Below are 14,175 nucleotides of genomic sequence, written 5' to 3' on the forward strand. Positions count from 1 at the left end.
TGGCTGAACTTAATATTTGGGTTTTCCTATAATCCTGTTGCGACAGACACAGATCCGCGTTCCCGGATAAGGTTTTTCCTTACTTCGGAAGAACGGAATATGCACAGTGGCATGAGTGCGCCGCCATCGCGGAGGCGTGCTTCTGCCACCAGTGGACGTACGTCTGTACGGTATGCCTGTTGAAGAATTTCCTGTGCGCGTACTACATCATTCAGTTTCTGCGCTTCTGCCAACTGCCTGCGATCCACCAGTAATGCCTGAGCATAGGCCAGCATAATAGCTTCTACTGACTGCAGCAGGTCTTCCAGGGGATCTTTCACATTATGGCTGGCGTCTATCATCCAGCCTAAATCGGTGGTATGTTCCATGCCGCGGGCGTCCATACCATCTATCAGTTCATTGAAAATGAGGAATAACTGATAGGGTTTGATGCTGCCAACGGTGAGATCATCGTCGCCGTATTTGGAATCGTTGAAATGGAATCCACCTAATTTGCCTTCCATGAGCAGCAGCGATACAATCTGTTCGATGTTGGCATTAGGGAGATGATGGCCTAGGTCGACCAATGTGTAGGCTTTTTCGCCTAATTTATTGGCGTAGAGCAGACTTTGACCCCAGTCGCCCACTGTAGTGGAATAGAAATTGGGTTCGAAGGCTTTATATTCTACGAACATCTTCCAGTTTTCCGGGAGGGCTTTATAAATTTCCTGTAGTCCGGAGAGGGTGTTCTGAAAGGCTTTTCGGAAGTTCAGTTGTCCTGGAAAGCAGGAACCGTCTGCGAGCCAAACAGTGAGGGAAGTGGAGCCGAGTTCGATACCGTAGTTGATTACCTCGATATTATGATCAATAGCTTGCTGTCGGGTAGCGCTGTCCGTATGTTGCAGAGAACCATATTTATAGCTCAGTGGCTGGCCCGGCTGATCCTGGAAGGTGTTCGAGTTCATTGCATCGAAGCTAAGGCCGTATTGGGCCGCTAATGCCCTGATATTAGCAGGGTTAGATGGAATGTCCCAGGGGATATGCAGAGATATGGCGCCACTGGAGCGGTTGAGGGCGTGCAGCAGACCTATATCCATGATTTTTTCTTCCAGGTTACGGGGTTCGCCGCCGCCTGCAAACCGGGCGAATCGGGTGCCTCCGGTACCTAAAGCCCAACTGGGGATGGCTACCTGGAAAGCTCTTAGTTTTTCAATGATGGCCTCTGCATTGGGCACTGTGCTTGCAATGTAGGCAAATGCTTTTTGATGCGCGTTCAGCACGGGGTCGTTGTACTCGGCGATCTGGTATTTTTCTATTTCCATAACCGGGGTATTTTCAGGTCATATAAAATACTTCATTTATCGGAGATATTACAGGAGAATTATGCTGCAATATCTCATCTACTATCGGACGAATGCCATGGCAACGCCACCATCCACGTTCAACACGTTACCCGTTGCTTTGTTCAGCAAACCGCTGACAAAAACAAAACAGGCATTGGCGATATCTTCCGGCAATATAATTTCATTGAGTAATGTTCTGCTGGCATAGAAAGCCGGCAGTTCTTCCACTTTGATACCATATGCTTTGGCTCTTCCTGCCGCCCAGGCGCCCTCCCAGATTTTACTGTCGGAGATAACCGCATCTGGATTTACAACGTTGACGCGTATACGATCAGCCCCCAGTTCGGCAGCGTTGAGTCGACTCAAATGTAACTGAGCAGCCTTCGCAGAGCCATAGGCGGCATTATTAGGGCCTGATACCAGGGCATTTTTACTCACTATATTCAGTATATCTCCGCCAATCTGTTGTTTGCGCATTAGGGCCACGCCTCCTTGTGTAACGAGGAACTGGCCTTTCACCAGCACATCATAGAGCAGGTCCCAATCTGCCTCTGTATGTTCATCCAGCGGTTTGGAGATGGAAAGTCCTGCGCAGTTCACCACGATATCCACGCCGCCAAAGGCCAGTGCCGTATGGCGGAAGATGGCTTCTACATTGTCTTTACTGGTTACATCCAGCAGGTAGGAGGTAAATCCGTCTTTTCCAAACTGTTTATCAAATGCTGCTTTTGCATTTTCGAGCCGGGTGGTATCATTGTCGCAGATCACTACTGCGGCGCCTTCTGCTGCAAATTTCTGTGCAATTGCTTTTCCTATACCGCCGGCGCTTCCTGTTACCAGGGCAATGCGGCCGGAGAGGGGTTTAGGTTTGGGCATTCGTTGCAGCTTTGCTTCTTCCAGCAACCAGTATTCGATATCGAATGCTTCTTGTCGTGGTAAAGCAATGTAGGAAGAGATGGCTTCTGCTCCCCGCATAACGTTAATCGCATTGATGTAAAACTCGGCGGCTACGCGTGCCGTCTGTTTATCCTTTGCGAAGGTGAACATACCTATTCCCGGCCAGAGGATCACCACGGGGTTAGGGTCCCGCATAGCCGGGCTGTTAGGATGTTTGCAGACATTGTAATACTCCTCATACATTTTCCGATATGCTTCGAACTGTGGCTGCAGTTGCAGTTTGATTTCAGTCGGATGACCCAGATCCGCGGTAGCGGGGAGGTCTAGTACGAGGGGGCTGATTTTGGTACGAAGAAAATGGTCAGGACAGCTGGTGCCCATAGGGGCTAATCGGGGCAGATCTTGAGAATTAATGAATTGTAATACCCTTTCATCATCGGTAAAATGACCGATCATGCGGGTATGTCCGGAGCATGCGCCACGGAGGATAGGAGCAAGGGCCGCAGCCTGTCTGGCTCTTTCCGCCGGCGCCGGCGTTTCTATTTTATTACCTCCGAAAACGGGGCGTTTCACGCCTTCATGTTCCTGGATGTAGGCGGCACAGCGTTCAATTACCTCGAGGGTATTGATATAGCTCTCATAGGCCGTGTCTCCCCAGGTAAAAAGTCCATGGGAGCCCAGCATAATACCTCTGATACCTGGGTTTTCTTCCAGGCATTGTTGTAATTGCAGTCCAAGATCGAATCCGGGGCGTTGCCATTCCACCCATCCGATGGTGCCGTTAAACAATTCAGTGGTAATGGCTTTTCCATCTTTGGATGCAGCAATGGCTATTGCCGCATCCGGATGGAGATGGTCTATATGCTTGAAGGGTAGAAAGGCATGAAGGGTTGTATCAATGGAAGGCGCTTTTGACTGAAGGTCGTAGATACAGTGGTTGAGTAGTTCCACCATATCATCTTCCATCTGTATTCCTTTGTAGATATTTTTCAGTTGATGAAGTTTCTCCAGATATAATGCAGCCAGGCCATTGCGTTTGAGGGTGCCCAGGTCGCCGCCGGAGCCTTTTACCCACATCACATCTGTTTCTGCATTGGTGAGAGGGTCGTTGGCTGTGGCCTTGCAGGAGGTATTACCGCCGCCGTAATTGGTGAGACGCAGGTCTGCGCCGAGCAGGTTAGAACGATAGATGAGTAGTGCTACTTCATCACCCGCCATGGATGCAGCTTTTTCTGCATCCCACAAATAACTCACATGTTTGAACCGGGTGATCGTGTCATTATTGATTGACATAATTGCTTTTTCGTTTTTTCGCTAAATCATTTAACCAGGGAATTACCGTATCCCACCAGCATAACCGAGATGATGATGACTGTAATTCCTATCAGGATGGTACTAAGTGTTTTTTTGCTGACGCCTTTCCATTCTCTCAATGCAAATCCCCACATACTGGAAATCAGAATGATAAAGGCCATATGCAGTATCCAGGAACTGGGTGCATTTTCCAGTTTGCTTTCGCCCATGCCATAGAAGAAGAACTGCAGGAACCAGGTGGTACCGGCGATAGCGGCAAATAAGTAATTGTTGATCAATGGAGTACTGCGATTGACATAATCTCCAAAGCTGCGGTTGCGGGTATTGAGGATGATGCACCATACCAGGTTGGTGGTAAGTCCGCCGAGCATAATAATGACAAAAATGACATTATTACGGAAAAGAGGATTCGCCTGGTTTTGCACAGCAGCACGGCCCATTGGTTCTCCGGCTGCAATAGCAAAGCTCATACAGGCGCTGAGGATACCTGAAATAATGGCTACCGCCAGCCCCTTTTTAAGATCAAATTCTTTAATATGTTCCTGCTTCTTATCTTCCGGAAGGTCTTTTTCTTTGTACATGCCGGCTCGCCCGCAAATGGCAATGCCTACAAGACAAACCACCACACCTAGCAGTATAAAATACCCGCTGGTGTGGTGGAGCATTTTCGAAAAGTTATCTGGACTGTCTGTGAAAAATTCCCGGTAGATTGGAGGGATCAATGCGCCAAAAGCAGAGCAGAAGCCTAATGCTACCGCCATACCCAGACTCATACCGAGATACCGCATACTAAGACCAAAGGTTAAGCCCCCAATGCCCCATAGTACGCCAAGAAAATAGGTCCAGAAAAGGGTAATTCCGTCTGTACTTTTTATGATTTCAATAAAGGATGGTACTGTTAGCCATGCAGCTATGAATGGTATGATGAGCCAGGAGAAAATGCCGCCGGTAATCCAGTAACTTTCCCAGCTCCAGCCTTTTACTTTCTTATAGGGAATATAAAAACTACCGCTGGCGAACCCGCCTATAAAGTGAAAAATAATCCCAAGTATAGCTTGCATAGTGGAATTTTAAGGCTAAAGTTGTTTTTACTTCTTTTGCTAAAATTACATCCCGTCCGCCGTTCAACTGTCATGGACTGTCATGTTCCCATGCAGGATATTCATTTATTTGTTAACTTAACATACGATTGGTATGCTTACTGTACAATTAGTTACCTTGTAGAACGAACACCTAAATTCCACACCACGGTGATAAAACAACACCCGATATTCAAGTATTTATATATTGATGATTTTTCGGTCACACCCAAATACTTCCAGCTGGCCAATTCTATCATCAAATGCATCGCTGACGGAAAGCTCCAGCAGGATGATATCATGCCCTCCATTAATGAAGTCAGTTTTGAATTTGATATCTCCCGGGATACGGCGGAAAAAGCATATAAATACCTGAAAGGACTAGGTATTCTCGGATCTGTTCCCGGTAAAGGCTATTTTATTAAACATACTAACCTGGGCCGTCAGTTTAAAATACTGCTCCTGTTCAATAAACTCAGCGAACACAAGAAGATTATTTATGATTCCTTCGCCGCCAAACTCGGAGAACAGGCCAGCATCGATTTCTATATCTATAACAGCGACTTCGGCCAGTTTCGAAAATTACTCTCCCAAAACCTGGACGCCTATACGCATGTAGTCATCCTCCCTCATTTCCGGGAAAGATGGGATAAGGTAGATGAGGTAGTGAATAGTATTCCCAAAGAAAAATTAATCCTCCTCGATAAAAAACTAAAAGGAGTTACAGGCACCTATGGCGCCGTATTCGAAGATTTCCAGAATGATATTTATGCTGTACTGGAACAGGCAAAAGCTAAACTGCAGAAATACCAGACTATAAAAATCATCTTCCCTAATCATAGCTATTACCCGGAAGAAATTCACCAGGGCTTCCTGCAATTCTGCCAGAACTATGCCTTTCAATATCAGGTGGTGGAAGACATCGAAAAAGAAAACATTGAAAAAGGAGACGTATACATCAATCTCCGCGAAAGCGACCTCGTTACCCTCCTCGAAGGTATCATCTCAAAAGACCTCACTATTGGAAAAGATGTAGGCATCATTTCTTATAACGAAACCCCACTGAAAAAATTAATTCTCAACGGACTGACCACCATCTCAACGGATTTTAAATTCATGGGCGAAACTGCTGCACAATTAATCCTTGACAACGCTCCCGCACAAGTGGAAGTTCCCTTCTATCTAACGCTCCGCCCTTCACTGTAGACCGTTTGTGTTATATCTCTCTCTTTCCAGGTAAAAAAAACGCTTCTGGGAACGATTGCGTAAATAAATACCCGGAAACAGTTGGCTATTAGAAAATTGAAGTGTAAACTTGTTACTGAAGCAGTGGAATTGACCAAAACAAGGCCATTGGCCATATAGGACACGTTATAAAGGATTGTACTGGATGCTTCCTTACCTATCGACTTTACTGAAATGCACGTTAGCGTAAAGGCATAATTTATCAACACAGCTGTAAAGCTGATTCTATCAACCTAAAATCTATCGAAAGGAGTCTCTTACAGGACATTAAATCACTATTTCCACTTATGAAAAGATTTCTTTTCCTTGTTGCCATTCTTTGTGGCAGTATGGCTGGCTTTGCCCAATCCCGACAGGTAAAGGGTACCGTCACCAACAAAGATGCCGGCGATCCCTTGCCCGGCGTAACTGTACGACTGCGCAATTCCACAACAGGGGTGAATACAGATGTTAACGGTCAGTTTATCATCAACCTGCCCGATGATAAAGCGGCAGAATTACAATTCACCTATATCGGCTACCAACAAAAAGTTATTCCGGTAAAAGCAGGACAATCTATCACCATCGTGCTGGAACCTTCTAACAGTAATATGAATGAGGTGGTAGTAGTTGGCTATGGAACTGTTACCCGTGGCGACTTCACAGGGTCCGTTTCCAGTATCAACGCTGCCAAGGAACTGAAAGATATTCCTGCAAATACAGTGGCAGAAGCCCTTGCCGGACGTCTCGCAGGCGTGCAGGTAACTACCACGGAAGGACGCCCCGGCGCTGATATCCTCGTGCGCGTACGCGGCGGTGGCTCCATTACACAGGATAACTCTCCATTATACATCGTGGACGGAATACAAGTGGAAAACGCCTTGTCTCTTTTATCTCCCCAAGAAATTCAATCCATCGACGTATTGAAAGATGCGGCTTCTACAGCCATATATGGCGCCCGTGGCGCTAATGGCGTGGTGATTATCACTACCAAAGGCGGTAAGGATATGAAAACACGCATTAACTACGATGGCTATTTCGGTAATCGCAACATCATCAATAAACTCCCGGTGCTCAAGCCTTACGATTACGTGAAATACCAGTACAAAGTATATAACTACAATACCGATGACGCCACCGCCAATAGCTTCCGTGATAAATACGGCCGTTGGCAGGACCTCGATATTTATAAATCAATGCCCTTCACCGATTGGCAAGACATGGTGTTTGGACGAGATGCTCATAACCTAACCAACGTCGTAACAGCGACCGGTGGTAACAAAAACTCCAGCTTCAACCTGACATTGAATAATGTGCAGGAAGACGGTATCATGTTAGAGTCAGGATACCGCAGAACCATGGCTGCCTTTAAGTTTGATCACAATGCATCAGACAAGTTGAAGTTGGGAGTTACCGCCCGTTATGGCCGCCAGCGCGTAGATGGCGTAGGTACCTCCGCCACTGGTTCTCAGGGAACCAACAGACTGCGTAACGCTGTTAGATACAAACCATTTATTGCGCCCGGCAATGAAGATATCGTGGATGTATTCGATGTGGACTACGCAAATCTCACCAACCTGACCAGCCCTGTACTACTGGCACATAATGAGTTGAAATATGATTACAGAAACGATGGGAATTTCAGCGGTTATTTCAGCTATGATTTCAATAAGAAACTGACCTTTAAAAGTGTTGCCGGGATTACTGCTTCCACCGGAAAAGCTAATACCTACAATGGCAAAGTTACCAGTATCGCTCGTAACAATGCCGATATGCCTGTAGTAGTTATCACTACCGCAGAAAACACCACACTGACGAATTCTAATACTTTAACCTATAAGAATACTTTCGCTGGAAAACATAACCTGAACCTTTTGTTAGGACAGGAAATATACCAGACAAAAGCCACCGGATTCAATTCAACTGTGAAGTGGATGCCGGCAGATCTTACTCCAGATCAGGCCTTCGCGGGTATTCAGAAAGCGTCTCCGCCTACCGGACAAATCCAGGACCCTCCTACTACTTCACAATCGGAAGCAAAGCTGACATCTTTCTTTGCAAGAGCAAACTATTCTTATAACAACAGATATCTGCTGACAGTCACCGGCCGTTATGATGGCTCTTCCAAATTCAGCTATGATAATGGTTTTGCTTTCTTCCCATCTGCCGCCGCTGCATGGCGCGTGGCAGAAGAAAAATGGTTCCAGAATGCCAACATCAGCTGGCTCACAGATCTGAAAATTCGCGGTAGTATCGGTACTTCCGGTAACAACCGTATCGATAATGATCTTTATCGTACTATGTATGGCACCAGCACTTCCAGCTATGCTTTTGAATCGGCCGTTACACCCGGACTCGCGCCACTGTCATTATCCAATCCAAGATTGAAATGGGAAACGACCATTGCCCGTAACCTCGGACTGGATATGAGTTTCCTGGATAACAGAATTAATGCCACACTGGATGTGTACCGCAACAATACCAAAGATCTGTTACTGAATGTGAAAATACCTACCACTACAGGTTATACAGATCAGATTCAAAACGTAGGTCAGACGTTAAATACCGGCCTTGAACTGCAAGTGAATGCAAGCGTACTGGCAAAGAAGAAATTTAACTGGAATATCAGCTTCAATATCGCTACCAACAGAAACCAGATTGTAAGTCTCGGTACCGACCCTTCCGGTAATCCGCTGAAATCTTATCTCGTACAATCCGGATGGGTAAACAGTTTACAGGATTTCATGGTAGAAGTAGGCAAGCCTATCGGTCAGTTTTATGGTTACCTGACAGATGGTTATTATTCAGTAGATGATTTTGATTACAATGCGTCTACTAAAAAATATATACTGAAGCCAGACGTACCAAATGATGGCGCTGTTGCCCTGGGAAACAAAGATCCGCAACCCGGCGATCTGAAACTGAAAAAGCTCTCCAATGATAAAAATATGACGATCACTCAGGCAGATCGTACGGTGTTAGGTAATGCACAACCAAAGTTCTTCGGCGGTATCAACCAACAGTTCTTCTGGAATGGCTTTGATATGAGCGTTTTCCTCAATTTCTCTTATGGCAACAAAGTATATAACGCCAATAAAATTGAGTTTACTACACAATATCAATATAAAGATAACAACCTGCTGGAGTTCATGAAAGACAGCTGGAAATGGTACGATGATAATGGCGTGAAAGTGACAGACCCGGCTGCACTCAAGGAGCTGAATAAAGATACTAAATACTGGACAGCGCCTGCAGGCAACTATTTCCTGCATTCCTTCGCTATTGAAGATGGCTCTTTCCTCCGTATCAGCAATGTCACATTGGGATATTCGTTACCAGAGAAAATGCTGAAACGTACGAAAGTATTTAGCCGCCTGCGTGTATACGCTACCGTTAATAACCTGTATACTTTCACTAAGTACTCTGGTTATGATCCTGAAGCCAACACCAGACGTTCTAATCCGCTGACGCCATCTGTAGACTATGCGGCTTATCCCCGCAGCCGCTTTATGCTGGCTGGTTTGAACGCATCTTTTTAATCTTTAACTCGTTCAGAAAATGCGCAGAAAATCTCTATATATCATCTTGGTGGCGGCAGGCATTGCAGTGGCGCCATCCTGTAAAAAATACCTGGCGGTGGACTCGCCCTCTACCATCCTCATTGAAGAAACTTTTAAAACAGTCTCTAACTCCAATAGTGCGGTGGTCGGCGTATACGCAATGCTGATAGGCGATAATGGCTATGGTAGCCGTATTGCCTGTTTGTTCCCACAGTCGGCAGATGATTTCAAAACCTCCGGCGACTATAGCGCCGACGACAGACGCGGTATCAGTATGTATGGCGCCAGTGCGGGTAATACGGATCTCATCAATCCCTTTAATCAGCTGTTTAAAGGCATTGAAAGGGCCAATAACTGTATTAAATATATTCCGCTCTCCAATCCTTATAAGAGCGGAACGGCAGAGGAACAAGCAACTATGCGGAAGCTCTATGGCGAAGCCCTGACACTCAGGGCACAGTTTTACTATGAAGCCATTAGAAACTGGGGCGATTTACCGGCTCACTTTGTTCCTGCGGCAGATATGGTGGATCTATACCAGGCAAGAGTGGATCAGGATACCATCTATGACCATTTGTTAAACGATCTTGCAATAGCAGAAGACCTCATACCTTGGAGGAGTAAATCGCCAGATAAAAACCTGCGTCTCACCAAAGCCGCAGTGAAAGGGCTTCGTGCAAGAATAGCGTTGGCGCGTGGCGGTTATGCGCTTCGCACTGCTACTCATACCATGGAACGGAGATCTGACTATAAAAAATATTATGAGATCGCCCTGAAAGAGTGCAAGGAGATCATGGATCAACCAGGAGAACATGGCTTGAATCCAGTGTATGAGAATATCTTCAAAAGCCTACATACCAGTACCCGCATGGATGATGCGCATGAGCTGATTTTTGAAGTGGGCGCTTTTGGCGGTAATGCCAGTACCGACAGTAAGCTGGGCTATTACAACGGGCTTCGTCATAATACCAGTTCCAAATTTGGCGGTGGCGGCGGAGGTATCAATGCGTTACCTACTTATTTCTATGAGTTTGACTCTATCGCCGATTGCCGCAGAGATGTTACAATCAACTGTTTTGAAATAGATAAGGACAGCAAGAAAATCATGAATACCGGAATAGCCATGACAGATGGAAAATTCAGACGTTCCTGGACTGCTATTACGGGTACTTCTCAGAACCTGGCTATTGACTGGCCTATTCTTCGTTTTGCAGATATCCTGCTGATGTATGCGGAAGCGGACAATGAAGTAAATGGCGCACCTTCCAGCCTGGCGCAGAATGCCCTGGATATGGTACGCAGAAGGGCTTATGCAGGTCATGAAGACAAATTACCTGCTATTCCTGCTGATAAAGAGGGATTTTTCAAAGCAATTGTACAAGAACGTTTATTGGAGTTCGGCGGGGAAGGGATTCGTAAATATGATCTGATCCGCTGGAATCTGCTGGCAACAAAATTATCGGAGACGAAAACCAAGCTGCGTCAGTTCATGGTGGGAGAAGGCCGTTATGCGAATCTGCCGCTGTACGTATATACGAAACCAGCAGATTATAACCTGCTTCCTTCCGTACTGGAGGTTTCCAAGTTAGATAATTATGGCGGAGAGCCTGCAAAGACGCTGTTTGAGCCAGGACTGGGCGCTTCCACTGCGCCGTCAGGATATACCTCCAAGGCATGGCGTGCAGCCGTGAATGAAGCTTATCTGACCAATGAACTGAAAGGATATGTGTACTACTTCGAAGAAAACAAGAAGGAGTTATTTCCTATCCCTACGGATGCTTTAAATACCAATTTTAAACTCAAGCAGAATTTCGGTTACAATTAATCCCTATGATAATGAAACGCAGCATAAATTATTCTTTTATCCTGGTCGTTCTGCTGGCAGCGTTTTCGCTGTTGTCCTGCCGCCGTACGGAGGTAGATATGCAGCTGTCGCGCACTTTTATGCCTTCCGGCGATATTAAGATTTCCAGTGGACAAACTTCCGCTACCATTTCATGGGTGGCAGCTTTATATACAAATAAGGCTACCTATACGGTTGATTTGTCGCAAGATTCCTCCTTTCAGACTACCGCGCGTCGCTTTACAACTGATACTGCCAGTATCGTTATAACAGATGATTATTTGGTGAGTCGTACTAAATATTATGTACGCGTACGTACTAACGCAAAGGATAGTACGAAAAGTTCGCTCTGGCTGACCAGCAACGCTTTCAGCATTACCGGCGAACAATTATTTCTTGCTTTATCTGCTGCTGATATCATTGATAAATCGGTTATTCTAAAATGGCAGACCACTACTGCGCTCAGTAAGATTGTGCTGAAACCGGCATCTGGAGCGGAAGTAGTAGTAAATTTAACTGACGCAGAAAGTCAGGCGGGAAAAAAGCAGGTAGATGGATTAAAAGCATCCACTACTTACACCGCGGAAATATTTACGGCTACAGGAAAGAGTAAAGGTATTCTCACCTTTACTACTAAAGCAGGTGTTCCTGCCGGCGGATTACTGGTAGATCTGACTGGTTTTACCAACAGACCATCTGTATTGGCAGACACGTTTCCGTTGATACCTGCCGGAAGTACTATTGTCCTGAAGCGGGGAGAAACTTATGTAATCGGCGCTGAGCTGGCGATTGATAAACCTGTATCCTTTGTGAGCGAGATCAGTTTCAGTCCGGTATTCCCTGTAATTAAATTCAACAGCAATCTGAACTTAGGCGCCAATACGGCTATTGACTCTATTGTTTTCCGGGAGTTAACGCTCGTGGGCGCAGATTATACGGCCTCTTACATCCTGAATGCGGATAAGCCATGTACTGTCAATAAAATGATCTTTGAATCCTGCAAGATGGAGATCTTCAGAGGCGTATTAAGGATCAAGTCTACCGTAGACGGTACTACGGTGAATAATGTGCTGATGAATAACTGTATCATCGACAGTATTGCAGATTATGGCGTAGTGAATGGTAGTGCAGCAGGAGCTTTCCTGAATGTTACCATTCAGAACAGTACCATTTATAAAGTACAGAAAGTGATTGTGGGCAGAAAACTTTCTACATCTGTATTGCTCTCTGATTGCACCATCAACGAAGCGCCACAGGGCGGCGGTTCCAACTATTTAGTGGATTACAGTTCCTCCATTAACGTTACCAATGGTATCAAACTGACGAGCTGTATTTTGGGGCCAGGGCGATTGAATGGGACCAGTACCGCGGTACGTGGAATAGTAGCCGGTAGTGGCACTTCCGTTACTTCCAGCAACAGTTTCAGTACATCCGATTATTCAGCTTCCGCGAACCCGATACCAGGACTTACAGGATACAGTGGATCTTCCACTGCATTGTTCCAGGCGCCGGCCGCGGGTAACTTCTATCTGAAGGATAATAACTTTTCTGGTAAATCCACTGTAGGAGATCCACGTTGGAGACAATAAACTAACAACTCATATATGCTGAAAAGATTTTTCTGGCAGATGATGATGACAGGATGCTTGCTGGCTGGCGTTGTACATGCGCAGCAGCAAGCCTTTCCTGGTGCGGAAGGATTTGGCAAATTTGCTACAGGCGGCAGAAATGGCCGCGTGATTTTTGTTACCAACCTGAATGATAAAGGACCTGGAAGTTTGCGCAGCGCCGTAGAAGCCAAAGGTCCCCGCATTGTAATATTCCGCGTTTCCGGAACTATTGCCCTGCAATCTTCCCTTTCTATCAAAGAAGGAGATATCACGATTGCTGGGCAATCGGCCCCCGGAGATGGTATATGCGTAAGCAATTATCCCACTTATGTAGAAACGCATAACGTGATTATCCGGTATATGCGTTTCCGTTTGGGCGATGAATCCCGCAAGGAGAATGATGCCCTTGGTGGCAGGAGAGGGGGGAACATCATCATTGATCATTGCTCTATGAGCTGGGCGATGGACGAATGCGCTTCTTTCTATTACAACAGTGACTTTACCATGCAATGGTGCCTGATTGCTGAAGCGTTGAATGAATCTTACCATGTGAAGGGCGCCCATGGATATGGTGGTATATGGGGCGGAACAAAAGCCAGTTTTCATCATAATCTGATCGCCAGCAATAATAGTAGAAATCCGCGTTTCAGCGGTTCTTCCACCACGCAGAATACGGTGGATGAGCTGGTGGATTTCCGGAATAATGTGATCTATAACTGGGGTTTTAACAGTGCTTACGGAGGAGAGGGCGGCCGTTATAATATGGTGAACAATTACTACAAGGCCGGACCAGCTACTAAAAAGAACGTGCGGAATCGTATTATCAATCCTTCGGAGCCATATGGGAAGTTTTATGTAGATGGAAATTATATTTACCAGGATGCAGTTGTTACGGCGAATAACCTGAATGGTGGCGTACAATGTAAGGACCCGTCTGCAGCGGTAGTATCAACGCCTTTCGAAGTGGCAGCAGTAACGTCTACGGATGCACGAACGGCTTATGATGCGGTGCTGAAAGGAGTGGGAGCCAGCTTTAAAAGAGATGCCACTGATCTGCGTATCATCAGGGAAGTGCAGACAGGGAAATCTGCTATGGGTAAGCAAGGCAATGGCATTATAGATTCGCAGACAGATGTAGGAGGATGGCCAGTACTCCAGTCACTGCCTGCTGACACAGATACAGACGAAGATGGGATTCCGGATGCCTGGGAAAAGGCGCATGGATTAAATCCTGCTTCTGCAAATGATCAGAATGGACATGATCTCGATAAAGACTATACGAATATTGAAGTCTATCTGAATAGTATTGTTAAATAAGCATCAGCG

General features: G+C 45.9%; 8 protein-coding genes. 5 read left to right on the forward strand and 3 right to left on the reverse strand.

The features are described 5' to 3' along the window. Nucleotides 1-26: 26 nt before the first annotated feature. The 3 genes from CLV59_RS03910 to rhaT form a co-directional block, all read right to left on the reverse strand. The gene (locus tag CLV59_RS03910; protein WP_111590683.1) at nt 27-1,301 is read right to left on the reverse strand and encodes a sugar isomerase; all 1,275 of its coding nucleotides are present in this window, start codon (nt 1,299-1,301) and stop codon (nt 27-29) included. 81 nt (nt 1,302-1,382) lie between these two features. Further along, nucleotides 1,383-3,512 (reverse strand): bifunctional aldolase/short-chain dehydrogenase, encoded by a 2,130-nt coding sequence (locus CLV59_RS03915; protein WP_111590684.1) that lies wholly within the window; start codon nt 3,510-3,512, stop codon nt 1,383-1,385. Between the two features lie 26 nt (nt 3,513-3,538). Beyond that, entirely contained in the window at nt 3,539-4,594 is a 1,056-nt protein-coding gene (rhaT, locus tag CLV59_RS03920; protein ID WP_111590685.1) for an L-rhamnose/proton symporter RhaT, read from the reverse strand. A 189-nt stretch (nt 4,595-4,783) separates the two neighbouring features. Here rhaT and CLV59_RS03925 point away from each other — a divergent pair, with 189 nt between their 5' ends. The 5 genes from CLV59_RS03925 to CLV59_RS03945 all read left to right on the forward strand — a co-directional run bounded on the left by CLV59_RS03925 (nt 4,784) and on the right by CLV59_RS03945 (nt 14,166). Then, on the forward strand, nt 4,784-5,818 hold the full coding sequence (locus CLV59_RS03925) for a GntR family transcriptional regulator (protein ID WP_245950767.1): 1,035 nt from the start codon (nt 4,784-4,786) through the stop codon (nt 5,816-5,818). A gap of 326 nt (nt 5,819-6,144) precedes the next feature. Next, nucleotides 6,145-9,375 (forward strand): SusC/RagA family TonB-linked outer membrane protein, encoded by a 3,231-nt coding sequence (locus CLV59_RS03930; protein ID WP_111590686.1) that lies wholly within the window; start codon nt 6,145-6,147, stop codon nt 9,373-9,375. A gap of 19 nt (nt 9,376-9,394) precedes the next feature. Beyond that, nucleotides 9,395-11,221: a RagB/SusD family nutrient uptake outer membrane protein gene (locus tag CLV59_RS03935; protein WP_111590687.1), complete on the forward strand. Its 1,827-nt coding sequence runs from the start codon at nt 9,395-9,397 to the stop codon at nt 11,219-11,221. 11 nt (nt 11,222-11,232) lie between these two features. Continuing rightward, complete coding sequence (locus CLV59_RS03940; RefSeq protein ID WP_170137638.1) at nt 11,233-12,828, forward strand: DUF5123 domain-containing protein; 1,596 nt, start codon at nt 11,233-11,235, stop codon at nt 12,826-12,828. A gap of 15 nt (nt 12,829-12,843) precedes the next feature. Beyond that, nucleotides 12,844-14,166, forward strand: coding sequence for a pectate lyase (locus CLV59_RS03945; RefSeq protein ID WP_211323715.1), 1,323 nt, complete (start codon nt 12,844-12,846; stop codon nt 14,164-14,166). The last annotated feature ends 9 nt before the right edge of the window (nt 14,167-14,175 follow it).

Origin of the sequence: Chitinophaga dinghuensis (assembly GCF_003259435.1) — a bacterium.
GTDB lineage: Bacteria > Bacteroidota > Bacteroidia > Chitinophagales > Chitinophagaceae > Chitinophaga > Chitinophaga dinghuensis.